This is a genomic window from uncultured Flavobacterium sp., assembly GCF_951805225.1.
In the GTDB taxonomy this organism is placed as follows: Bacteria; Bacteroidota; Bacteroidia; order Flavobacteriales; family Flavobacteriaceae; genus Flavobacterium.
The window spans coordinates 698,597-724,869 of the sequence record NZ_OX638201.1 but is presented as its reverse complement, the minus strand read 5'-3'; the positions used below and the strand labels follow the sequence as shown (position 1 = coordinate 724,869).

Below are 26,273 nucleotides of genomic sequence, written 5' to 3'. Positions count from 1 at the left end.
TGAAATTAAATAATTAAAATTTAATTTGCGACCATTTTGTAGAATTCAATGGCGAGACTTTATTCAAAACGTCTGTCAAATCTGTAACAGGAATATTTGGACCTCCTGAAAATATAGAAACGATTTCATCTGATTTTGCATCGAAAAATACTCTCGTCAAAAAAGCATTGGGTTTTACAGTACTAAATCGACCAATGATAAGGAGTGCATCTTTTATTTTTTCTTTTGATGCTTTCAAATCCTGACTCATCAAATCTAAACCTGTATGATAAGCATACGTGACCTGACGCAAATCACTATACATTGGAGAAATCATATCGTTTATTAAATAGTAACGATTCTGAATTCCATCAGCTTGACTCCAGCCTTTAGAACCTCCTTGTTGGGCAACATTTGCGATATTCTGAGCGGTTTCAAGATATTGATTTCCAGCTCCCATTTGAAAAGTATCTGCATCCATTCCCAAAATCAAATAACTGTAAAAAGAAATCACAGAAACAAGATTCGAATCAAATGTTGTAGGATTAAACAACAATGGTTCATATTCTGTATACCTGAAACTGAAATCTTTATCGTTATAATTTAAAACCGGAGATGAATAGGTCGAATTAAAAATCAAGCGAGATGATTGCACCTGGATTGTTCCTGTAAATTGATCTGAACTATTAGAAGACAATGTAATATACATCGAACAATTGATTCGTTCGTTTTGTTTCAGAACTGATCCCGTCCAATCTGTTTTATTCACGAACTCAGCCAAAGAAGTCTGAAGCGTTTTAAAAACCTGCTGATTAGGATTTGGTAATCTTTCTGTGTTAATAGTTACAGTACAATTTAGCTGTTGTGCCTGCGTAAAGCCAAAAATAAAGAAAACTAAAAATGTAACTATTTTATTCATACGAAAGTTAATTTGGGTTCAATTACAAAAGTAATACTATTCTTGCTTTTAATTCGTATTTTAACTCTTTATGATTTCACAAAATGCGAAACAACTTTGTTTAAAATATCAACAGCTACAAATTCTTTTGATTTCAATTCCATTGGTTCGATTTTAAAATCTTTATCAATAAAGGTAACTTTATTGGTTTCTTTTTTAAAACCGGCTCCTTCATCTTGTAAGGAATTTAAAACAATCAAATCTAAGTTTTTTTTCTGAATTTTCAACTTAGCATTTTCAATTTCATTTTCAGTCTCTAAAGCAAAACCTATTAAAAATTGATTTTTTTTGATTGCACCCAATGATGCCAAGATATCTTTTGTCTTTTCTAATTCGATCGTAAAATCATTAGCTGCTTTTTTAATCTTTTGCAAAGCCACAACTTTAGGTTTGTAATCTGCAACGGCTGCTGCCGCAATTGCTACATCAACATCGTTAAAATGTAAATGACAAGCATCATACATATCTTGCGCTGAAACTACATTGATAACTTCAACCAGATTATTTTTAGCCTTAAAATGTGTTGGTCCAGCTACTAAAATCACTTGTGCTCCTAAATTAGCTGCTTCATTTGCAATATCAAACCCCATTTTTCCTGAAGAATGATTTCCTATAAAACGTACAGGATCTATCGCTTCGTATGTTGGTCCGGCAGTAATTAGTATTTTTTTTCCTTTAAGAGGCAATTTACTTTCTAAATCAGCTTCAAGAAAAGCAATAATATTCTCTGGTTCTGCCATTCGGCCTTCTCCAGATAAACCGCTTGCTAATTCTCCGTTTTCAGCAGGAATCATTATGTTACCGAATTGCTTTAAAGCAGCAAAGCTGGATAAAGTAGACGGATGTTTATACATATCCAAATCCATTGCCGGAGCAAAGTAAACTGGACATTTTGCCGATAAATAAGTTGCAATTAAAAGATTATCACAGTTTCCCGTAGTCATTTTCGACAATGTATTTGCTGTTGCGGGAGCAATTAACATTAAATCGGCCCAAAGTGCCAAATCAACATGATTGTTCCAAACTGCATCTTCATCATCCTGATTAAAGAAACTGGAATGTACAGGATTTTTTGATAACGTAGATAACGTAAGTGGAGTTACAAAATCCTTAGAAGCAGGTGTCATTATCACTTGGACATGTGCACCTGCTTTTATAAAAAGTCGTACTAATGAAGCTGTTTTATAGGCTGCGATTCCACCAGAAACTCCCAGTAAAATCTTTTTCCCGTTTAAAACTGACATTTATACTATATTATTTTATTATTTGTTTGAACCTCTGTGGTAAGTTTTACCATCTAACCATTCTTGTACTGCTAAAGCGTGTGGTTTAGGTAATTTTTCGTAAAATTTAGAAACTTCAATTTGCTCTTTATTTTCAAAAACTTCTTCAAGACTGTCATTGTAAGTAGCAAACTCTTCTAATTTTTCAGTTAATTCTTTTTTAATTTCAGAATTAATTTGATTTGCTCTTTTAGCCATAATGGTAATTGCTTCATACACATTTCCTGTTGGCTCTTCAATAACTGTTTTATTGTAAGTTATTGTATTTACAGGAGCATTCGTCTTTTTTAAATCCATGACTTTATTTTATTTTAGTAAATTTTTGTAAATCAGTTTCAACTCTAGCATTCATTTCGTCTGCTTTCACTTTGTATTTTGTAGCGCTGTTGAACTTTATTAAGTTATTATAAGCTGCTTTTGCAACGTTTAAACGTTCTTCCATTTTTGAAGGAACACTATTTATTGCCAATTGGTATGCTGAATCATATTTATAGAACAACGCATCTTCTTTGAATGGTGTTCCTGGAAAATCAGCGATAAAATTATCAAACGCAATTAATGCTGATTTATAATCTGAAATTGTATTGTATCCTTTAGCATTTTCGTATGCTTTTTTCTCTAATTTACCGTTCAAAATTTTAACAGCTTCATTTGCCTGAGCAATGTATTCAGAGTTTGGATAGTTATCAATAAATGCTTGTAATTTCTCTAAAGCTTTTACTGTATCTGTTTGATCTAAACTATATACAGGAGCTAATTTTGAGTAACTAAAAGCGCCAAGAAAAGCTGCTTCCTGAACTTTCTCACTACGAGGATATCCTGAAACAAAGCTTTCAAACTGGTAACCAGCTAAATAATATTGTTTTGTCTTATAATAAGACTGAGAAAACATATAAAATAATTTCTCCGCCTGAGGCTTACCTCTATATGTAGGTGCTAATTGCTCAAAAAGACGAATTGCTTTTGAATATTTTCCTGCATCATACATCTTTGTTGCTATATCAAACTTTGCCGCAACATCTTCATTTTTCAATGCTTTTTGGTAATCACTACAAGAACAAAAAAGGACAACAACAATTAATAGAGATACTATTTTTTTCATTTTCTTACTTTTATTATGATTTCTTAGACAATTATGCCAAAGCAAAATCACACCGAAGTTCCGGTGGCAAATTTAGTTATTAATTTAGCTACTACAAAATATTTTTTGGTATATTAAAATACCGGTAATCTGACTCTTATTTAATGCTTTTTTTAACAAATTCATTCAATCTGTTTGCCAGAGATTCGTCTACGGTTACTAATGGCAAACGTACAACATTCTCAGCAATACCAAGGGCTTGAAAGATTTGTTTGATTCCGGCAGGATTTCCCTGCTCAAAAATCATATCAATACAATCTGATAAAAAGTATTGTGTTTTAAATGCTTCATTTACTTTTCTGTTCAATCCTAAACGGATCATTTCTGAAAATTCTTTCGGAAAACCTTGTCCAATTACAGAAATTACTCCTGCTCCACCAGCTAAAACAATTGGCAATGCAATCATATCATCTCCTGAAATTACAAGAAAGTCTTTTGGTGCATTTTTTATCAATTGCATAGCCTGAGCTAAATCTCCTGCAGCTTCTTTTATTGCTACAATATTAGTGAATTCTTTTGCCAAACGCACTACTGTTGCGGGCAACATATTACTTGATGTTCTTCCCGGAACATTATATAAAATCACCGGAATTGGCGATGCTTCTGCAATTGCTTTAAAATGCTGATAAATTCCTTCTTGTGTTGGCTTATTATAATAAGGAGAAACAGAAAGAATCGCATCAAATGCTGAAAAATCTCCTGTTTTTAATTCTTCTACAATTTGCATTGTATTATTTCCTCCAACTCCAAGAACTAAAGGCAATCTTCCTTTATTGACATCGATTACTGTTTTTATAACCAATTCTTTTTCGGATTGTGTTAAGGTAGCATTTTCTGCTGTTGTTCCCATAACTACAAGATATTCAACTCCTCCATCGATCGAAAAATTAACGATGCGCTGTAAAGCTTCGATGTCTACTGAAAAGTCTTTTTTAAATGGAGTTACAAGCGCAACACCAGTTCCTATTAATGATTGCATATTCTAATTTATATTCTAATTTATATTTTATTTTATACTCTTTAAATACTTAAACAATTCTGTTACGAAAAGTTTGTAATCCTCTATAGCAGTATTCATCATCCAACGGTTTAAGCTTTTATCGATTGATGAAAATCCTACTTTAAATTTAGCTTTCGATTTACTGGTTATCATCATCAAAATCACTTTTTCGATATTATAATAACTAATCAAAAGATCAAATTCTGTATCTATAAACTCATTTAGAAAATCTTCTGTAATCTCTGCATTCCATTTGATATGTTTTTTACCAAAAGTAGGCTTCGAATACGTTTCTTTCTCCTTAAATTTATCTCTGTACGCAACAACTTTTATACTCTCAGGCGATATTCCCTGTAGTTTTAATTCGTTTATTAACTCTTGCGAATGACTAAAATCACTCTCATCGATCAATAAACCAATTGTTTGCACATTACTTGTAAAGACTTCGTTTTTGACATTATGCAGGTTATTTTTTAATGATTTTTTTACAAAAATTTCCTTTATATAATTTAAAAACATAGTACTTTTACCAGATTACAAAATTAATTATTTAAGTCGCATTTAAGATGGTAAAACTAAAAAAGTATAACGGATTTTTGAAACTTTTTGTTATATTCTTAACACTTTTTTTTATATTTTCCTGTAGTCAGAAAAATTATAATTTAACGAAGATAGAGGGAAAACAGCTTCCAATTACAGAAAAGGGTGCAGAAACTCCTGAAATTGAAAAATTTATAAAGCCATATCGCGATCATATCAACAAAGACCTGGACAGCGTGCTTGCATATTGTCCTGAAACTCTTGATAAAAGTACGGGAAAATGGCAAACAAGTATCGGAAGTTTATTAGCCGATGTTTGTGTAGAACGTGGAAATCTTGTTTTTAAAGCTCGCGAGAAAAAGAGCATTGATTTGTGTTTATTAAATCATGGTGGAATCCGTGCTATTTTACCTAAAGGTAATGTAACTACAAGAACGGCTTTTGAGATTATGCCTTTTGAAAACAATCTTGTTGTTGTTGCTTTAAAAGGACAACAAATTCTGGATATCGCTGCTTATATTATTAAGGAGAAAAAACCTCAGCCTTTATCAGGAATGACTTTTACGATTGCAAAAGATAATACTGCAAAAAATATTTTAATTCAGGGAAAACCTCTTGATCTTAATACCATCTATTATGTAGCTACAAATGATTATTTGGCAAATGGTGGTGATAGTATGACTTTCTTTGCTAAAGGTGTTCAGAAATTTGATTTGAATTACAAACTGAGAGATGTATTGATTGATTATTTCAAAGAAGTTGATACTATTCCGATAGCAAAAAATATTCGAATTACAGAAGAATAAAAAGTTCGACACGAATTTACACGAATTCTGATTATTATAAATTCGTGATAATAGTGACAAAGAAAAAACATTAGCAAATTATATTACAGTTTTCGTAAAAAAATATATAAAATGAAAAGAAGAGAATTTATCGAAAAAACAGCCGCAAGTACTGCCTTATTAAGTTTAGGTTTGTCATTAAGCAGTTTTGAAACTAACGATATAAAACACTTAACGATTCTTCATACTAATGATGTTCACAGCCACATTGATCCTTTTCCGGCTGATGATCCTCGTAATCCTAATAAAGGCGGTGTTTCAAGAAGAGCGGCTCTTATAGAAACTATTCGTAAAGAAAATCCAAATGTGCTTTTATTAGACGCCGGAGATATTTTTCAGGGAACTCCATATTTTAATTACTATGGTGGTGAACTTGAATTTAAGTTAATGAGTATGATGAAATACGACGCATCTACTATTGGAAATCACGATTTCGACAATGGTCTTGATGGTTTGCATGCTCAAATGCCTCATGCTACTTTTGAATTTATCAACTCTAATTATGACTTTAAAAATACGGTCATGAACGGTCTTGTAAAACCTTATAAAATCTTCCACAAAAACGGAATTAAAGTTGGTGTTTTTGGTGTAGGAATTGAACTTGCCGGTTTGGTTGATAAACAAATGTACAAGGAAACTGTTTATAATGATCCTGTAGAAATTGCTCAGGATATGACGCAATTACTAAAAAAACAAGAAAAATGTGATTTGGTAATTTGTCTTTCGCATTTAGGTTATAAATATAAAGATGATGAATCTAAAATTTCTGATTTAAAATTTGCTGCACAAACTCAGGATATTGACTTGATTATTGGTGGACATACGCACACTTTCTTAGACAAACCAACTGTTGTAAAAAATAAAGCGCAACAAGATGTTTTGGTTAATCAAGTTGGTTGCTACGGAATTAATTTAGGAAGAATAGATTTTTATTTTGATAAAGATAAAGCACATACTAATCAGGGAAGATCAATTGTTGTATAATATTCTCTTTTGAACTTTTGCTTTTTCAAGAAAATATTCGACCATAAAAAAGTATCCCAGAATTTGTGTTACATCACGAATTAAAACTAAAACTACGGAATAAGAAAAGTACTCATTGAAGATATAAAAGATATCTGAGAATATATAACTAATTGCCATTAGCGACATTAACAATGCCAGATGTGTGCCTTTTGTTATATAACTTATAAAGGAGAAGCAGCTTAAAACGCTGAGAACGATTCCGTAGAAAGTATAAATAATATTGAATTTTTTCATGCTGTCGAGTTGTAAACTCAACACTGAAACAAGTAAATAAACAATAAAAATAACGACGATAGAGATTGGCAAAATATCTTTTTTTGCCAATTTTATCCGTTCGTGTTCCCGCATAAAAAGTTTCACTATCAAAAGATAAACTACTAAGAAACTTATTACTCCTCCAATTTCGGAAACCTCGATAGCCATTAAATCGAATACCTGACCTATAAAGCAAAACAGAAAGATTAAACCTTCTGTTTTTCCTATTTTGAATTCGCTGCTAATTAAGTAATAAATAAAAATTGACGGAAGTACGATTGCTTTGGCGTAAACCCCCAAGAAATCTTGTCCCGTCCAATCGAAGATGATTGTAAACAGTAATGCCAGAAAGAATAAAATCAACGATGGTTTATTCGCTTTCATTTAGTTTGTTTATAAAATCTTGCTCTGATAGTATTGGGATATTTAATTTACTTGCTTTTTCTAATTTTGCGGGTCCCATATTATCTCCTGCAACTACAAAATCAGTTTTAGCAGAAATTGAACTTCCTACTTTCCCGCCATTATCTTCAATTGTTTTCTTTAATTCATCTCTTGAGAATTGGGCAAAGACTCCAGAAACTACAAATGTTTTTCCGATGAATTTCTCGGTCGCATTTGGATTTATTTTTTCTACAATTTCAAATTGAACTCCATGATTTTTCAAACGTTCAATTATTGTTTTGTTTTCTTCGTTTTCAAAAAACTCAATTACGCTTTTGGCAATTCGTTCGCCAATTTCATCTACCAGAATCAAATCCATTAGAGAAGCTTTACTTAATGCGTCAATGTTTTTGTAATGTTTGGCTAATTTTTTAGCTACGGTTTCTCCAACAAAACGAATTCCTAATGCAAATAAAACACTTTCGAAAGGAATCTCTTTTGATTTTTCAACACCTTTTACCAAATTTTCAGCTGATTTTTGCGCCATTCTTTCCAGGTGCAAAATGTCTTCGACTTTTAATTCGTATAAATCGGCATAATTGTGAACTAGATCATTTTTAAAAAGCAACGCAACTGTTTCTCCTCCAAGTCCTTCAATATCCATTGCTTTTCTTGAAATATAATGCTGAATACGTCCAATAATTTGTGGAGCACATCCGTAAAAATTGGGGCAATAATGATTTGCTTCGCCTTCATTTCTTTCCAATTCAGTTTTACATTCCGGACAATGTGTGATATATTGTGTTACTTCTGAGTTTTCTGGTCTTTGCGATAAATCTACTGCAATAATCTTAGGAATAATTTCACCTCCTTTTTCAACAAAAACGGTATCATTTATTCTTATATCCAATTTCTCAATTTGATCTGCATTGTGCAAAGAAGCTCTTTTTACAATAGTTCCAGCCAATTGCACCGGTTCTAAATTTGCGACCGGAGTAATTGCTCCAGTACGACCAACTTGATATGAAATTGATTTTAATTTAGTCGAAACTTGCTCTGACTTAAATTTATATGCAATTGCCCAACGTGGTGATTTTGCTGTATATCCTAATTCTTCCTGATGCTGAATGCTGTTTACTTTTATAACAACTCCATCTGTTTCATAAGGCAAATTATGGCGGTGAACATCCCAATAATCGATGAAGTCAAAAACTTCTTGCATATTATTGACTAGTTTTGCTTCGTTTGGGACTTTAAATCCCCATTTTCTAGCGGATTCTAATCCTTCATATTGTGTAGAAAATGGCAAATTATTTCCGGTTACAAAATACAATAAACATTCTAATGGTCGTTTTGCAACCTCAGCACTGTCTTGTAATTTTAAACTTCCGGAAGCTGTATTTCTTGGATTTGAATAAGGTGTTTCTCCTATTTCAATTAGTTCCTGATTCATTTTTTCGAAACCTGCAAATGGCAGAATAATTTCGCCACGAATATCAAATCTCTCCGGAAAATTACCTTTTAACTGTAAAGGAACTGATTTTATGGTTTTGATATTATTAGTTACTTCGTCTCCCTGAAAACCGTCTCCGCGTGTTAAAGCCTGAACTAATTTTCCGTTTTCGTAGGTTATACTTATTGATGCTCCATCATATTTCAACTCGCATGTATATTGCAAATTGACGTTTCCTAAAACTTTTTGGATTCGGGTTTCCCAGTCTAATAAATCTTCTTTAGAATAAGAATTGTCCAGCGAATACATTCTGGATTGATGCGCAATGGTCTTAAAATTCTTTGTAACGGTTCCTCCTACTCGCTGTGTTGGCGAGTTCTCATCAAAAAATTCCGGATGTTTATTTTCTAAATCTTGTAATTCTTTTAGTTTAATATCAAATTCATAATCAGAAATTGTGGCGTTATCTAACACATAATAGTTGTGATTGTGCTGATTAAGTTCGTTTCGTAAAGCCTGGATTGTTTCTTGAATATTCATATGATAATAAAATGGTGCTGGTTGTAATTTAGAATAATTGAATATCAAAATTAGGATTTTTTTTTGTTCAAAAACAGTAAAAACCTAAAGTTTTATAAAATCAAAAATCAAGCTGCAAAACGATGCAGCCTGATTTTCTTCTTGTCCATTATTCTTAAAAAAGAATTAATAAAAACCAACTTCCAAATGGTTTCTGCGTTTTATATTTTAGCACTGATAATCAGATTATTAGACTACAAATATAGAACTATTTCTGGATAATAATGAAGTCTGAGCGTCTGTTTACTAAATGTTCGGCTTCGGTACATTTTACGCCATTTTTACATTTATTAATTATTCGGGTTTCACCATAACCTATCGCGCTTTCTATTCTTGAAGGATCGATATCCTGCGAAACGATATAATCGCGAGTCGATTTGGCTCTGTTATCAGACAATTTTAAATTATAAGAGTCTTTCCCGCGAGAATCTGTGTGTGATTCTATCTTGATTCTGATGTTTGGAAATTTCTTCATGATAAAAACCACTTTCGTCAATTCTTCAATTGCCAATGGCGTAATATCAAACTTATCATAATCAAAATAAATTGGGTTAACATCCACTTTTTCAACTCCTTTTTTCTTAACTACTAAATCATCGTAATTGCTAAGTTCGAAGTTTACATCTTTAATTTCGCCTTCATTTTCCAGCGTAGTTTCAACGGTTTTTTCGTCGCTGCTATAATTTGGCTTAGCCGCAATCATTTTAACTACTTTTCCGCAAGGCACTACGACTGCGTATTTACCCTCATAATTGGTTTTTGTTTCTCCAAGAATCTCACTATAAGAGTTGTACGCCATAATGGAAACATCTGTAAGTGGCAATTTTGATTTTCTGTCAAATGCCATTCCTGAAATGCTTTGATTACAAACCGGTTTCCCTTTTGTGAAAGAATAGATGTCATCGTCTCCTTTACCTTCGGCTCTGTTTGAGGAAACATAACCATAACTGTCTGTTTTATCAATTACAAAAGCAAAATCGTCTTTGTTACTATTTATTGGACCTCCTAAATTTTTTGGAGTTGTAAAAGTTCCATCTGCTAAAAAATTGCTTTCATAAACATCTAAATCTCCCCATCCGTAATGTCCATCTGAAGAAAAATAAAGTACTCCGTTTCGGTAAAAAGGAAAAACTTCATTACCAATTGTATTAATTTTTGGTCCCAAATTTACCGGGGAACTCATTGTGCCGTCATTGGCGATTTTTACATAATACAAATCTGTTTCACCATAACCTCCCGGCATATCTGATGCAAAGAAAAGATATACTCCATCGTCGCTCAAAGAAGGATGACCAACTGAATAATCATCACTGTCAAAGAAAACTTTCTGCGGATTATCTAACTTATTATCTACTACAACGCCTTTTATGATCTGAAAATTATTGACTTTGTCCTGATCAATAACCAATTTATTTTTCTTCACAATATTGGTAGAATAATAAATTGTTTTTCCGCTGGCATCAAAACTCGCAGTTGCTTCATGATACTTGGTCATAATATTTGGAAGAAATACTGTTTCGTTAAACAAGCTTCCATCTGCAGGATTTCTTTCGGCTACATACAAACTTAGAAACGGCTGATTGTTCCAACTGTAAAGCTTCTCACCGAATTTTGTTGTGTCTCTGGCAGATGTAAATACTATTTTGTCTCCATAAAAAGCAGCTCCAAAATCAGATTTACTGGTATTAATATCTAAATTTTTTATGGTGTAAAGAGATTTTGTTTTTGCGAGACTATCCATTTGTGCTTTTTGGGCAACATAACGATTGATCTCTTTTTTATCTCCTTTTTTATTCAGATATTCTTTTGTGATTTTATCTGCTTCATCATAATCCATAACTGCTTTCATGGTTTGAATGTAACGCAAATAGTAAATGTCGGTTAAATTGTTGCCTTGTACTTCGTATAATTTTCTATACCATTTTAATGCATTTCTGGCATCTGAAATAAAATAATACGAGTCGGCAGCATTCTTTATCGTTTGAGCGGATGGATTTTTTATGTTTTGTAGAATTTCCTCATATGCTTTTGAAGCATCCAGATAGGAATAATCTCTAAACAAGGCATCCGCTTTCTTTAAATTCGTCTGAGCAAAACCTAATGTAAAACTCAATACGAAACTTAGGATATATATTTTTTTCATAGGTTGTACTTTTAGAAGAATCGAGGAGATTTAATTTTGCTTTCACCTTTATTGAACTGATACTTCAAGATGAATTCGTGTGTTCCATCATTGTATTTGTTCAATTGACTTACAGTATAATCAAAAGCATATCCTAAATAGAAGCTTTTTGATATTTGAAAACCTGCCAGAATACTTACTGAATCGTCTGTTCTGTAAGAAGCTCCTATTACAAATTTTTCTGCAATCATAAAATTCGCCGAAATATCAGCAGAAAGTGGAGCTCCACTAACTGCCTTTACTAAAAATGCCGGTTTAAATTTCAAATTTGGATTCAAATCAAAAACATAACCTCCCATTAAATAATAATGTAACCGATCGTAATTAATAGATTCCTGAACGTCGTCATAGTAATCACTTTGGATAAAACTTGGAATTGAAAATCCTAAATACCATTTATTAGTATAATAGTAAACTCCTGCTCCAACGGCTATTTTTGCTTGATTATCAATATTTTGATTTAGCAAAACATCATTATTATCATAATATCTCCCTTTTGACCAATCTATGTTCAGCATTCTCATACCTGCTTTTAACCCGAAGGCTAGTCTTTTTTCGTAACCAAGTGGTATTGAATAAGAGAAGTTTCCGTCAAGATACAATTCGTTTGATGGACCAATTTTGTCATTAACGACGCTTAATCCCAAACCAATTTTCTCGTTTCGAAGCGGTGACTGAATGGAGAATGATTGCGTTTCTGGTGCTCCAGAAATACCAACCCATTGTGAACGGTGCAAAAGTGTAGCTTCCAATGCTCCCGTAGACCCAGCATAAGCTGGATTTACGGCCATTGTGTTATACATATACTGTGTGTATTCAGGATCCTGTTGCGCACTGGCGCAAACCGTGATAAAAGAACATATCAAAATAAAATATGTTTCTAATGATTTTATATATAGTTTCATAACGATACTTATTTAGTTTAATTAATTAGATGATTAATAGCACGCTTATCTCATTATAGATAACCATCCTTTTTTAACCGTTCCATCTCCAATGGTTATCACATAAAAATAAGTACCTGTTGGCAACATATCTCCTCTATTAACAACTCCTGATACATTGGCAGTTCCGTCCCAATCATTTTCATAATGTTGTTTACTATATACTAATGAACCGTATCTGTTAAATACTTTCAACTCGTTATTTGGATGTGTTTCGATACAATCAATTCTAAAGAGGTCATTTGATCCATCATTATTTGGAGTGAACTCGTTATAAACTGTCAAACAAATTGGTTCTACCGAAGCGGAAGCCGAGTTATTTGATGCATCAACATCTAATGGAGTTGAAATTTCGACAGTGGCAACATTTGTATAAGTACCGCTTGGTAAAACTTCGGCGGTAATTGTAAGTACAACACTTTGTCCTGAATTCAAATTTGGAATTGTCCATAATCCTGTTTTTGGATCATATGTTCCTAATGTTGCATTAGAACTTACTAAATTATATCCACTTGGTAATAAATCACTAACTATCGTATTGATAAAACTACCTTCCCCAACATTGTTTACTGTAACGGTAAATGTTACTACCTCACCAAAATTTGGTGTTGGATTGCTAACTGTGTTGGTTATAGTTATATCTGAACATGTGGCAACTGTAACATTTAGTGATTTTGTTGTTGTATCACCGCAGTTATTTATATAAGTTACCTCAACTTTGCCCGGTCCGATATCTGACCATGAAACTGTTACAGATCCATCTGCTGTTCCTCCGCCTGAAACTATTGTTCCGTTAGTAATTGACCATACATAATTTGATTTTCCGTTTGCTATAGAATAAGTAACTCCTTTGAAAACACATGGTGTATCGTCTGTAGTTGCTATTTGTACTAAAGCATCGTTTTCAAACTTAACAGTAACTCCTAATCTCGTAGCGCTCTCACAACCATTTGTTGTATTGCTTAAAGCACTTGCATAATAGGTAGCTGCTATCAATGGTGTGTTTGCTGCTAAAGGTGTTCCGCCTGTTGCAGTTGTATACCAGACAACGTTAGGTTCGTTTACCAGAATGTTGGCTATAGTTGGCAATGCTGATAAACAGAATGTTTGTGTTGCATTTGGTGTTGTAATAACACCTGGTGTATTTACTTTTACTACAACTGCTAATCTAACAGGATTTTCACAACCTGTAGCACTTGAAACAACTCCGTAATATGTTCCTGAAGCTAAAGCGGTCGTTGCAGGAATTGCTGTTCCGCCTGTTGCTGTACTGTACCAAATTACGTTTGCTTCGTTTACCTGAATATCAGAAACTTTTGGTGTATTTGTTGAACAAAAGTCTTGTGAAGCATCTGTAGTTGTTGGCGTAGGACTTGGTCCTGAAACCGTAACAGTAACTTTCAAACGAGTTGTGCTTTCGCATCCTGAAATCGGATCTTTTATATTTCCATAATAAACTCCAGTTGTTAAAGCTGTTGTTGATGCGATTGCTGTTCCGCCTGTTAAAGCTGTATACCAAACTACATTAGGTTCGTTTACCTGAATGCTTGCAAATGTTGGTGTACTTACTGTACAGAAACTTTGAGCTGCATTAGTTGTTGTTGGATTTACTGTGTTTCCAATAGTAATCGTAACTTTTAATCTTGTGTTACTTTCACAACCCGTTGCCGGATCTTTTATGGCTCCAAAATAATCTCCATTTGCTAATGCTGTTGTTGGTGCGATTGCTGTTCCGCCTTTTAATGTGGCGTACCAAACTACGTTAGCTTCATTTACTTTAATATTAGAAACTTTAGGAGAATCACCTGAACAGAAAACCTGAGTTGCTGCTGTTGTTGTAGGTGTTCCAGGATCTTTTATACTAACTGCTACCAGTAAACGAACTGAGCTTTCACAACCTGTAGTTGCATCTTTTAGTGTTGCATAATAATTTCCATTTGCCAATGCTGTTGTTGGAGCAATTGTTGTTCCGCCTGTTGCTGCATTGTACCAAACGACATTACTTTGGTTCACCTGAATATTTGCTACTGTTGGCGCATTTACTAAACAGAAATCTTGTGTTGTATCTGTTGTAGTTGGTGTAGCAGGATTTGTTACACTTACTGCGACTTGTAATCTTAATGCACTTTGACAAGTAGTTGCAGGATCTGAAATCGATGCGAAATAATTTCCTGTTGCTAAAGCTGTTGTTGGTGCAATTGGTGTTCCGCCTGTTGCTGTAGCATACCAAACTATAGTTCCTGTTGTTGGTGTATTAACTTGGATATTAGCTACAGTTGGAGCATTTACTAAACAGAAATCTTGTGTTGTATCTGTTGTAGTTGGTGTTCCCGGATCAGTTACTTTAATCGTAATCGCTAATCTAACTTTACTTTCACAAGTTGTTGTTGGATTTTTGATTGCTGCATAATAAGTTCCTGTTGTCAATGCTGTAGTTGATGGAATCGCTGTTCCGCCTGTCGCTGCACTGTACCAAACTATATTTGCTGCAACTGCAGGACTTACGTCGATTGTCGCAAAAGTCGGAGCATTTACTAAACAGAAATTCTGAGCTGTTTTTGTAATTACTGGTGTTCCAGGATCTGTTACGCTAATTGCAATCGCCAATCTAACTTTACTTTCACAAGTAGTTGTTGGATTTTTGATTGCTGCATAATAAGTTCCTGTTGTCAATGCTGTAGTTGGAGCAATTGCTGTTCCGCCTGTTGCTGCAGCATACCAAACAATATTTGTCGCCGGACTTACGTCGATTGTGGCAAATGTTGGATTGTTGATCGAACAGAAATTCTGAGTTGTTTTTGTAATTACTGGTGTTCCAGGATCTGTTACATTAATCGTGATTGCCAATCTAACTTTACTTTCACAAGTTGTTGTTGGATTTTTAATCGATGCATAATAAGTTCCTGTTGTCAATGCTGTAGTTGGAGCAATTGCTGTTCCGCCTGTCGCTGCACTGTACCAAACAATATTTGCTGCAACTGCTGGACTTACGTCTATACTTGCAAATGTTGGATTATTTATCAAACAGAAATCCTGTGTTGTTTTTGTAATTACAGGTGTTCCAGGATCTGTTACGCTGATATTAATCGCTAATCTAACTTTACTTTCGCAAGTTGTTGTTGGATTTTTGATCGATGCGTAATAAGTTCCTGTTGTCAATGCTGTAGTTGGAGCAATTGCTGTTCCGCCTGTTGCTGCATCATACCAAACAATATTTGTCGCTGGACTTACGTCGATTGTCGCAAATGTTGGATTGTTGATCAAACAGAAATTCTGAGTTGTTTTGGTAATTACTGGTGTTCCAGGATCGGTTACGCTAATTGTGATTGCCAATCTAACTTTACTTTCACAAGTTGTTGTTGGATTTTTGATCGATGCGTAATAAGTTCCTGTTGTCAATGCTGTAGTTGGAGCAATTGCTGTTCCGCCTGTTGCTGCAGCATACCAAACAATATTTGCTGCAACTGCTGGAGTTACATCTATAGTTGCAAATGTTGGATTGTTTATTAAACAGAAATCCTGTGTTGTTTTGGTAATTACTGGTGTTCCAGGATCAGTTACGCTAATTGCAATCGCCAATCTAACTTTACTCTCACAAGTAGTTGTTGGATTTTTGATCGATGCATAATAAGTTCCTGTTGTCAATGCTGTGGTTGGAGCAATTGCTGTTCCGCCCGTTACTGCGCTGTACCAAACAATACTTCCTGTTGTTGGTGTATTAACTTGAATATTAGCTACAGTTGGAGCATTTACCAAACAGAAATCTTGTGTTGTATCTGTTGTAGTTGGTGTTCCAGGATCAGTCACATTAATTGTGATCGCTAATCTAACTTTGCTTTCACAAGTTGTTGTTGGATTTTTAAGCGATGCATAATAAGTTCCTGTTGTCAATGCTGTAGTTGGAGCAATTGCTGTTCCGCCTGTTGCTGCACTGTACCAAACAATATTTGCCGCAACTGCTGGACTTACGTCGATTGTTGCAAATGTTGGATTGTTGATCAAACAGAAATCCTGTGTTGTTTTGGTAATTACTGGTGTTCCAGGATCTGTTACGCTAATTGTGATTGCTAATCTAACTTTACTTTCACAAGTTGTTGTTGGATTTTTGATCGATGCGTAATAGGTTCCTGTTGTCAATGCTGTTGTAGACGGAATCGCTGTTCCGCCTGTTGCTGCAGCATACCAAACAATATTTGCTGCAACTGCTGGACTTACGTCGATTGTCGCAAATGTTGGATTATTGATCAAACAGAAATTCTGTGTTGTTTTAGTAATTATTGGTGTTCCAGGATCAGTTACGCTAATATTAATCGCCAATCTAACTTTACTTTCACAAGTCGTTGTTGGATTTTTGATTGATGCGTAATAAGTTCCTGTTGTCAATGCTGTAGTTGGAGCAATTGCTGTTCCTCCTGTCGCTGCACTGTACCAAACAATATTTGCTGCAACTGCTGGACTTACGTCGATAGTAGCAAATGTTGGATTGTTGATCAAACAGAAATTCTGTGTTGTTTTAGTAATTACTGGTGTTCCAGGATCAGTTACATTAATTGTGATTGCCAATCTAACTTTACTTTCACAAGTTGTTGTTGGATTTTTAATCGCTGCGTAATACGTTCCTGTTGTCAATGCTGTAGTTGGAGCAATCGCTGTTCCACCTGTTGCTGCACTGTACCAAACAATATTTGCCGCAACTGCTGGACTTACATCTATAGTTGCAAATGTTGGATTGTTTATCAAACAGAAATCCTGTGTTGTTTTTGTAATTACTGGTGTTCCAGGATCAGTCACGCTAATTGTGATTGCCAATCTAACTTTACTTTCACAAGTTGTTGTTGGATTTTTGATCGATGCGTAATAAGTTCCTGTTGTCAATGCTGTTGTAGATGGAATCGCTGTTCCGCCTGTTGCTGCAGCATACCAAACAATATTTGCTGCAACTGCTGGAGTTACATCTATACTTGCAAATGTTGGATTGTTGATCGAACAGAAAGCTTGAGTTGTTTTTGTAATTACTGGTGTTCCTGGATCAGTTACGCTGATATTAATCGCTAATCTAACTTTACTCTCACAAGTAGTTGTCGGATTTTTAATCGATGCGTAATAAGTTCCTGTTGTCAATGCTGTTGTAGGTGGAATCGCTGTTCCGCCTGTTGATGCAGCATACCAAACAATATTTGCTGCAACTGCTGGACTTACGTCGATTGTCGCAAATGTTGGATTGTTGATCAAACAGAAATTCTGAGTGGTTTTTGTGATTACTGGCGTTCCAGGATCAGTCACATTAATTGTGATTGCCAATCTAACTTTACTCTCACAAGTAGTTGTTGGATTTTTAATCGCTGCGTAGTAAGTTCCTGTTGTCAATGCTGTTATAGATGGAATCGCTGTTCCGCCTGTTGCTGCATTGAACCAAATAATATTTGTCGCCGGACTTACGTCGATCGTAGCAAATGTTGGATTGTTGATCAAACAGAAATCCTGAGTTGTTTTGGTAATTACTGGTGTTCCAGGATCAGTTATATTAATTGTGATTGCCAATCTAACTTTACTCTCACAAGTTGTTGTTGGATTTTTGATCGACGCATAATATGTTCCTGTTGTCAATGCTGTTGTAGATGGAATTGCTGTTCCGCCTGTTGCTGCATTGAACCAAATAATATTTGCTGCAACTGCTGGAGTTACATCTATAGTCGCAAATGTTGGTGCATTTACTAAACAGAAATCCTGAGTTGTTTTAGTAATTATTGGTGTTCCTGGATCGGTTACGCTAATTGTGATCGCTAATCTAACTTTACTTTCACAAGTTGTTGTTGGATTTTTGATTGATGCGTAATAAGTTCCTGTTGTCAATGCTGTTGTAGATGGAATCGCTGTTCCGCCTGTTGGTGCAGCATACCAAACAATATTTGCTGCAACTGCTGGACTCACATCTATAGTTGCAAAAGTTGGATTGTTGATCAAACAGAAAGCTTGAGTTGTTTTTGTAATTACTGGTGTGCCAGGATCCGTTACATTAATTGTGATCGCTAATCTAACTTTACTTTCGCAAGTAGTTGTTGGATTTTTAATCGCTGCGTAATAAGTTCCTGTTGTCAATGCTGTAGTTGGAGCAATCGCTGTTCCACCTGTTGCTGCACTAAACCAAATAATATTTGTCGCCGGACTTACGTCGATTGTCGCAAATGTTGGATTATTTATTAAACAGAAATCCTGTGTTGTTTTTGTAATTATTGGCGTTCCAGGATCGGTTACATTAATTGTGATTGCTAATCTAACTTTACTTTCACAAGTAGTGGTTGGATTTTTGATCGACGCATAATATGTTCCTGTTGTCAATGCTGTAGTTGGAGCAATTGCTGTTCCGCCTGTTGATGCACTAAACCAAATAATATTTGTCGCCGGACTTACGTCGATTGTCGCAAATGTTGGATTATTTACTAAACAGAAATCCTGAGTTGTTTTAGTAATTATTGGTGTTCCTGGATCTGTCACTGTTACAGTTACTAATAATCTAGCTGAACTTTCGCAACCAGTCGCTGGATTTTTAATCGCTCCATAATAAGGACCAGTTACTAAGGCAGTTGTTGTTGCCAATGCTGTTCCTCCTGATGATGCAGTATACCAAACCACATCTGCTTCATTAACCTGAAGACTTGCAACTGTTGGATTGTTTATTAAACAGAAATCCTGAGTTGTATCATTAGTTGTTGGTGTAGCAGGATCGTTAACAATTACGGTTGCTGTTTTAAGCTCTCCGTTTTTGTTAGGACATGTAGTACTACTTGAAACAGCTACATAATAAGTAATAGGACTCATAGCAGTTGTTAAACCTGAAGCTGTTAAAACTCCGGTACCGCTAATAGTGTATGTTACTCCGCCAATTACTCCATTTGTGATAGGCTGTGTTTTATTGGCATCTAAAAACCATGAGAATACAGGACTTGTCAAAGTAGTTGTTGGTGTCAATACAGCATCTGTATCGTGACAAATTGTAATATTGTCTACCACAATATCAGTTACAAGAGAAGTTGGTAAAATTGTGAATGTTACTAATTTTCTATCTGCTACAGCAGTTTCACAAAATTCATCTGAACTAAGTCCTACATAATAAGTATAAGTTCCAGGAACTAATCCTGTCAATACTAATTTAGAAGTAGTTTCTCCCGCAACGGCCACACTTGTTGTTCCGTTAAATTTGTACCAGTGATATACCGGATTAGTAACTGTTGGTGTGGCAGCTAAAACCGCATCTAATGTTACTTTTCCATCTTCAGCACAAATTATAGTACCATTTCCTCCGTTTATTGTCACATTTGCTATTTTAGCAGCTGGAGTTGTTGCTCTCACTACTACAGTAACTTCACCTCTTTCTAAGGCTGGACAACCGTAACGAATTGGCTGAACATAATATTTATATGTACCTGCAGCTAAATTTGCAGGAAGTGTAAACGTTTGACCCGTAGCTACAGAGTTTCCTCCTGTTGGAGAATCATACCAAACGTAGTTCGCACAAGCTTTTGGTGGAACCGTGAGCGTTATATCAGCTCCGGGACAGACTGTGATTTTATTATCAGGATCACCTCCTATGACTTCGGTATTGGTTACACGATCGATCGTATGAACTCTAAGCTGATCTAAAACACTGGCAACTCCTCCAAATGTAATAGTAACTTTATCATATGGCTGAGTTTGAGGCGCAACGATTGTCATCGCCATTGTATCTCCCGAAAGTAATTTTAAAGTCAATAAACTGCTTGTGTTTTGTATTGGCGCACCAACCGCAATATTTCCTGAATAAAGCTGAATCGTGAATCCAGTAAGCAAATTAAGATTTAAAATTGTTCCCGGTTTAGAAATTGTAATTCTTAAACTATCACCAACCATAGATGGTGTTCTGAATTTAGTAGTAAGTTCAGCGGCAGCAAGTACTCCTGCTCCACTAAACATTGTGGCATAAGTAGCAACATCACCATCGGCAACGTTCCAGGCGTTAGAAACACCAACAGTCGATGTTAATGCTCCAATTCCTAAATCTCTTACTCCAAAGAAAATATCTTCTATATCACCTTTTCCACAAGCAATTTGAGTTACTTGTTTACTATAGTGAGCATCATAAACATTGATATTTTGGGCAAGACTAAGCACAGATCCCAATTGAACTCTAATACCATCATAATCCTGAGGTCCAGAAGTATTAGAAGGAACAAATGTATATTCGAATGAATTTTGACCTGGCAATAAGTTTAATAATGAACCTGATGCTGATTGTAAAGGTCCAATATCAATAGGATTATTAGAACCATCACGTTTTGTTCCTACTACAGAAATGCTTTGTCCAACTGCAACTGCACTATTGGCTAAGCCTAATTTTACTGTTACAGGAGTTCCTTTAGCAATAGTTGTTGGCCATTGTAAATTTTGCCAAGTAGTTCCAATACCTAAAAGTCCTAAACCAGTAGTTATAGTCGAGAATGTACTTGGATCGCCATCAACCGCCTGAGGTCCGCTTGTTACACCACCAGTTAGAATAGATCCTGATAATTCTGTCGTAGCATATACTCTTTCGAATAAAGGATCACAATCTACCGGATCAATAACACTAACAGTTACTGTCTGGCTAGTTGTACAAGATGCAGCGCTAGTTGCAATTACTGTATAAGTATAAACACCTACAGTATTAAGAATTCCTGTATTGTTCGAAGGTAAAACATTACCTTGAGGATCATACCAGGTAATTGTTCCGTTTGATGTTGCAGCCAATGCTAATGAAGATCCTTTTGTAATTACAATAGAACTTGTTACCCCAGTTAATGTTGGCAACGGATTTACTGTCACTACAACCGGTAACTTCACAGATGGACAAGCAGAACCTACCGTTTGAGCCTGAATTGAATAAGTTCCGCTAAGCGTAATATTCGACGCAGCTAGATCTGTTATTGGATTATTTGAAGGATCAAAGAAAGTATAAGTTGTATTTCCTGATGTATCAAAATTTGTGATCGCATCTTTTAGATTTACTTTCGCACAACGAACAAAAGGAGTTTGAACTGTTAAAGCAGAACCTGTAGGATAGTTTACAACAACCGCTTTTAATGTTCCGTTTACGTTCTCACAAGTTCCTCCGTTAAGAACAGAAACATAATAAGTATAAGGAGCATTAGCAGCAATAAGTCCGCTAATTGTTAGAGCATCAGTTGTACCATCTTTTACATAAGTTACACCCGCTACAGTTCCCGTAGTAATCTCTGTTGTTTTATTTTGATCAGTATAGTATTTAAATTTAGCTCCAGCTAAAGCTGATGTTGGAGCCAATACAACACCTCCCGCACAAGAAGCAGTCAAAGGAGTTGTAATTATAATATCTGCATCAGTTGGAATAGGTAAAACATTTACCGTAACAGGCTGACGAACACTATTAATACAAGTTCCGCCGTTACGCGTTCCTTCTAAATAATAAGTTGTAGTAGTCGTTAATGGAAGAGTTGGACTAACAGCCACAATATTTCCACCTGTAGGAGCATCGTACCATGTAAATACTTCATTTCCTGTAGACGAAGCTGCTAATGTTGCAGTTTGTCCTGCACAAATTGGCGCTGTTGCCCCGGTTATTGTAGCATTTGGAAATCTATAAGAAGCTCCATAAACATTTAAAGTAGTTAATAAGCCAACTAAAGCTCCTAATCTAATGTCGACTCTATCAAATGCAGCATTTGTAGGGAAACTAACTTTGAATCTGTTTCCTGATAAAACCTGCAAATTCAATAGACTATTGTTTACTGGCAGTCTAAGAAGATTTTCGACCCCACCATTAGAAGTTCCTATACTTACAGATCCTAACAATGACAGATCAGCAAGACCTCCGGGTAATTCTAATTCGACATCAATAATATCTCCCGCTTGACCAGGTGTCACAAAATTTAGTTCTTGTTGAATGTATGAATTAAGTACTCCCGCAGTTATCGTCAAAGAAGCAAAATTATTTGGGTTTCCATCAACAGAATTAGGTCCGTTAATTCCATTACATAAAACACATAATAAACCAGGGTCAACAGTTATTGCTTGTGTACTTGGTTGTAAACAAGTACTAACTCCATTCGTTATCAATACATTAATCGCAGCTCTTGAAGTACTTTTACAATCTCCTAAAGTACTTACCGCTTCAACATAAAATGTTGTATTAGCAGTCAAAACCGGAGTAGTATAATTATTACTTCCTGAACCTTGTAAAAGCGTTCCTCCTGTTGGAGCACTATACCACATATAGGTAACACCCGCAGTAGGCGTAACAGACAACATCGCACTCTGACCTGACTGAATAACAACACTTGAATTCGCAGGAACAGGCACCGAAGGTCTTGGATTTACATTTACAATAGCTGGTGTACGCGTTGGACTTATACAACTTCCAATTACAGCTTCAACATGATAAGTTGTTGTAGCTGTTAAAGCCGGCGTTGCAAAAGCAGTTCCCGTAAACACCAAGTTTCCACCCGCAGCTGCATCATACCAATTATAAGTAGTGCCCACAACCGGAGATTGAATCGTTATTGTTGTTGATTCTCCACTACATAAATTCAAAGGAGAAGCAGTAACTGTTCCGGGAGCTATAGGATTATTTACTGTAACCAGAACAGGATTTCTTTCACTATTCACACAACCATTACGCGTAAGCTCTACATAATAAGTTGTATTTGCAGTTAATGCCGGAGTTGTATAAGCTGCAGTACTAACCAAAAGATTTCCTCCGGTTAAAGCATCATACCATTTTATAGTTTCTCCCAAAGCTGTTGAAGCCGTTAAATTTGCAGTCTGTGTGCCGCAAATTGGTGTAGCGTTACCAGTTATAGCTGGCGCTTTATATCTGTAAGTTGCCTGATAAATATCTAAATTTGTCAAAGCACTTACCAAACCACCCAATCTTATTTCGACACGATCAAAATTTGCACCCGCAACAACACTAGCTCTAAAGCGATTTCCTGATATTAATTGCAAAGTCACTAAAGCATTATTATTAGTAGAAACTCTGTCATTATTATAAGTTGCTCCATTATAAGTTGCTAAACTAACAGCTCCTAATAATGAAAGATCGGCAATACCGCCTGGCAATGCCAATTCAACATCTACGATATCTCCCGCTTTACCAGGATTATTAAATTGTAATGTTTGTTGAATCCATCCGTTTAGCAAACCAATCGGAAGAGTAAGTCTTGCAGCCGTAGCGCTATTTCCATCTACAGAATTGTTTTGATTTGAAGAAACACAAAGCAAACAAAGTCCGTTTTGAGTTGTCTGCTGACTATTAGCTTCCAAACAACCTCCTAACGCAACCGGTAAAACTGTCACCGTCACAGGTACTCTCGTAACGCTAACACAAGCGCCAATAGTACTGCGTGATTCAACATAATATATTTTAGTAGCAGTTAAAATTGGAGTTGTAAAAGTATTAGAATCTCCTAATAATTTTATTCCTCCCGTAGGTACATCGTACCAATCCAGAGCAACATTAGCTTCAGCTGTAGAAGCGCTCAAAGTTGCATTTTGTCCGGATAATATCGTTACACTTTGTGTCAATACCGTTGCAAGCGCCGGAACCGGAGTTGAATTCACAGTAACCTGAGTACGTGCAGATTTACAAGTACCAATCGATGCTTCTACATAAAAATTAGTAGCGCCAGTTGGTACAGTTGGAGTATAAGAAGTTCCTGTTGCCAATGCTACACCTCCAGTTGATGCACTAAACCAGGAATATATTGTTCCCGGCACCGGACTTATAACTGATAGTGTAGTTGCCTGGGTTGCCCCCGAAGAACAAATCGTCGTTCCGGTAGTACTAATCGTTGGTAGTATAGGATTAATAACATTTATAGTAACAGGTAAACGTTCACTACTTTCACAACCCGACGCTCTCGAAGTACTTACATAATAAGTAGTTGTCGCTGTTAAGTTTGGAGTAGTAAATGTACCTATAGTCGAAAGTGCCGTAGTTGATGTTGGAGAATCATACCACGCAACAGTTGTTCCTGCAGCAGGAGTTGCTGTAAGTAATACAGATTGACCATAACATACAGATTGTGTCTCACCTCCCGTAATAGTTGGTTTTGCAAATTGAAGTCGCACATCATAAATCCTTAAATTTACTAATGCAGATAAAAGCCCACCAGATTGAATTTGAATACGATCTGCATCTGCCGGTAATGTATATTTTATTACCGCCGAATTTGTAGCTGATAATAATTGCAGATTTAACAGTGGATTGTTCATAGTAACCTGACCACCCACAAGAGCCGCACCGTTTTTGGCCTGAATTGTTGCATTTGCTAACACATCAACATCCAACAATCCGTTGCCTTCACCAAAATATATTACTATTTGGTCACCTGCTTTTGCAGTCTGACTAAAATGTAATGTTTCCTGAGCAAAACATGCCAAACCGAGCACGTTTGAGATCGTCGAATAAGTTGTCATGCTCGAATCCCATGCATTATCCGGATTCGTTACACTCATTCCTACACATAAAAGACCGCCAGTACTATTCGTCTGAGAATCTGGTCTACAAAAAGTTTGTGCGAAGTTTTTATTGCAAAAAAGCAATAAAAACAACAAACCAAATAATCTCTTCTTTACGATGAGATCATAGAAAGTAAATTTTTTTTTCATAATTTGGAAGATTAGAAAATGGACAATAAAATACCTCTTGCGATAAGCACGTATGCTTAGGCAATTCAAAAAAACGTTAAAACTCAAATTAGTTAAACCACAACTTAAAACCCTGACAAGTAGGGTAATAAATTAAATTCCGTAATAAAAAATCATGTTGTATTGAGTATACCGAAGTATACTAAGGAGCTATTTCTATTTATAATAAACAGATAATAACTCGAAACTTTTGAGGAATACTGATCTGAATCAGGCTTCCAAGAGGAGTGATTTGTTGCAGGTTTAATTTTCATAAAAGAAAATTTACGTTTAGATAGAACTGAGGGAGATTCTATTAAAATATATAGTATGATTCAATATTTATAGAAAGTTGATTACTCTGTCTATAAACTTTGTCTATTTAGAATAAATTCTAAAAATTGAATACATTATTTTTCAATTGAAGTATTTTATAGTTTAAAAAATTTAAACACAATAATACTATTCATTAACTGGAACACACACTGGGTTTAGGAAATGAAAAAATCTTAAAATGAAAAGGTTTTTGAAAATAACTTACTATAGAAGTAAAATCAAGTTTGGGAATAAACTTAATCTTATTCCAAAGAATAAAAAATAAAGCTAAAATAATATGGATACCTAATGCAAACTTGATGAAGAAAGTAATTGTCAATTCCATAAGCAAACTAATTAAATTATTAGTAAAATTTTCAACTTTAAATTTCTCGGCAAAAACAATTAAACTGCAATTTGTATTAGTCTATAAAAAGTAATCAAATAACTTCGCTTTTGTTGTTTTTGAAAAAGTACAAAAAAACATTTTGTTTAACTTTCTTATCCTAAAATTAAAAAAAACAATCTTACAAAACAAGCGTAAAATTCCTATATTTTAAATTTTAACAAAAATGCCTATTCGACAAAAACATCAAAATATCAGATAAACCAACAGTTTTAAGGCAATAATGACCATTAGCATTATCTCAGAAAAAATCATAATATTTCATAATATTCCAACAAAGTAAAAAAAAACTTACTTTTTAAAAC

Annotated in this window: 13 protein-coding genes; 2 read left to right on the top strand and 11 right to left on the bottom strand. The window is 35.0% G+C overall.

The window, feature by feature from the left end; all coding sequences use genetic code 11:
* Positions 1–13: 13 nt before the first annotated feature.
* From WN975_RS03165 to WN975_RS03140, 6 genes are all read right to left on the bottom strand, one after another.
* Complete coding sequence (locus WN975_RS03165) at positions 14–898, bottom strand: DUF4835 family protein (protein WP_337965177.1); 885 nt, start codon at positions 896–898, stop codon at positions 14–16.
* Between the two features lie 68 nt (positions 899–966).
* Entirely contained in the window at positions 967–2,181 is a 1,215-nt protein-coding gene (coaBC, locus tag WN975_RS03160; RefSeq protein ID WP_337965176.1) for a bifunctional phosphopantothenoylcysteine decarboxylase/phosphopantothenate--cysteine ligase CoaBC, read from the bottom strand.
* Positions 2,182–2,199: 18 nt separating this feature from the next.
* On the bottom strand, positions 2,200–2,517 hold the full coding sequence (locus WN975_RS03155) for a DNA-directed RNA polymerase subunit omega (protein WP_007807938.1): 318 nt from the start codon (positions 2,515–2,517) through the stop codon (positions 2,200–2,202).
* Between the two features lie 4 nt (positions 2,518–2,521).
* Positions 2,522–3,322, bottom strand: coding sequence for an outer membrane protein assembly factor BamD (bamD, locus tag WN975_RS03150; RefSeq protein WP_337965175.1), 801 nt, complete (start codon positions 3,320–3,322; stop codon positions 2,522–2,524).
* Between the two features lie 136 nt (positions 3,323–3,458).
* Positions 3,459–4,340 (bottom strand): 4-hydroxy-tetrahydrodipicolinate synthase, encoded by an 882-nt coding sequence (dapA, locus tag WN975_RS03145; protein WP_337965174.1) that lies wholly within the window; start codon positions 4,338–4,340, stop codon positions 3,459–3,461.
* Between the two features lie 27 nt (positions 4,341–4,367).
* Positions 4,368–4,880 carry a hypothetical protein gene (locus WN975_RS03140; RefSeq protein WP_337965173.1) on the bottom strand — a complete coding sequence of 171 codons (513 nt, stop codon included), beginning with the start codon at positions 4,878–4,880 and terminating at the stop codon, positions 4,368–4,370.
* A 47-nt stretch (positions 4,881–4,927) separates the two neighbouring features.
* On the opposite strand from WN975_RS03140, the gene WN975_RS03135 reads away from it, so the two are divergent.
* Both WN975_RS03135 and WN975_RS03130 read left to right on the top strand, forming a co-directional pair.
* Positions 4,928–5,707 carry a 5'-nucleotidase gene (locus WN975_RS03135; protein ID WP_337965172.1) on the top strand — a complete coding sequence of 260 codons (780 nt, stop codon included), beginning with the start codon at positions 4,928–4,930 and terminating at the stop codon, positions 5,705–5,707.
* A gap of 111 nt (positions 5,708–5,818) precedes the next feature.
* A complete protein-coding gene (locus WN975_RS03130; RefSeq protein ID WP_337965171.1) occupies positions 5,819–6,730 on the top strand; it encodes a metallophosphatase in 912 nt (303 codons plus the stop codon).
* Here the strand turns inward: WN975_RS03130 and WN975_RS03125 are convergent.
* The 5 genes from WN975_RS03125 to WN975_RS03105 form a co-directional block, all read right to left on the bottom strand.
* Positions 6,716–7,411, bottom strand: a complete 696-nt coding sequence (locus tag WN975_RS03125) for a hypothetical protein (RefSeq protein WP_337965170.1) — start codon at positions 7,409–7,411, stop codon at positions 6,716–6,718. The genes WN975_RS03130 and WN975_RS03125 overlap by 15 nt on opposite strands.
* Positions 7,398–9,404 carry an NAD-dependent DNA ligase LigA gene (gene ligA / locus WN975_RS03120; RefSeq protein WP_337965169.1) on the bottom strand — a complete coding sequence of 669 codons (2,007 nt, stop codon included), beginning with the start codon at positions 9,402–9,404 and terminating at the stop codon, positions 7,398–7,400. Before ligA ends, WN975_RS03125 begins: the two co-directional genes overlap by 14 nt.
* Before the next feature lie 247 nt (positions 9,405–9,651).
* Complete coding sequence (locus WN975_RS03115; RefSeq protein ID WP_337965168.1) at positions 9,652–11,586, bottom strand: OmpA family protein; 1,935 nt, start codon at positions 11,584–11,586, stop codon at positions 9,652–9,654.
* Positions 11,587–11,597: 11 nt separating this feature from the next.
* Positions 11,598–12,530, bottom strand: coding sequence for a type IX secretion system membrane protein PorP/SprF (locus WN975_RS03110; RefSeq protein ID WP_337965167.1), 933 nt, complete (start codon positions 12,528–12,530; stop codon positions 11,598–11,600).
* A 45-nt stretch (positions 12,531–12,575) separates the two neighbouring features.
* Positions 12,576–25,229 carry a gliding motility-associated C-terminal domain-containing protein gene (locus WN975_RS03105; RefSeq protein ID WP_337965166.1) on the bottom strand — a complete coding sequence of 4,218 codons (12,654 nt, stop codon included), beginning with the start codon at positions 25,227–25,229 and terminating at the stop codon, positions 12,576–12,578.
* Positions 25,230–26,273 lie beyond the last annotated feature (1,044 nt).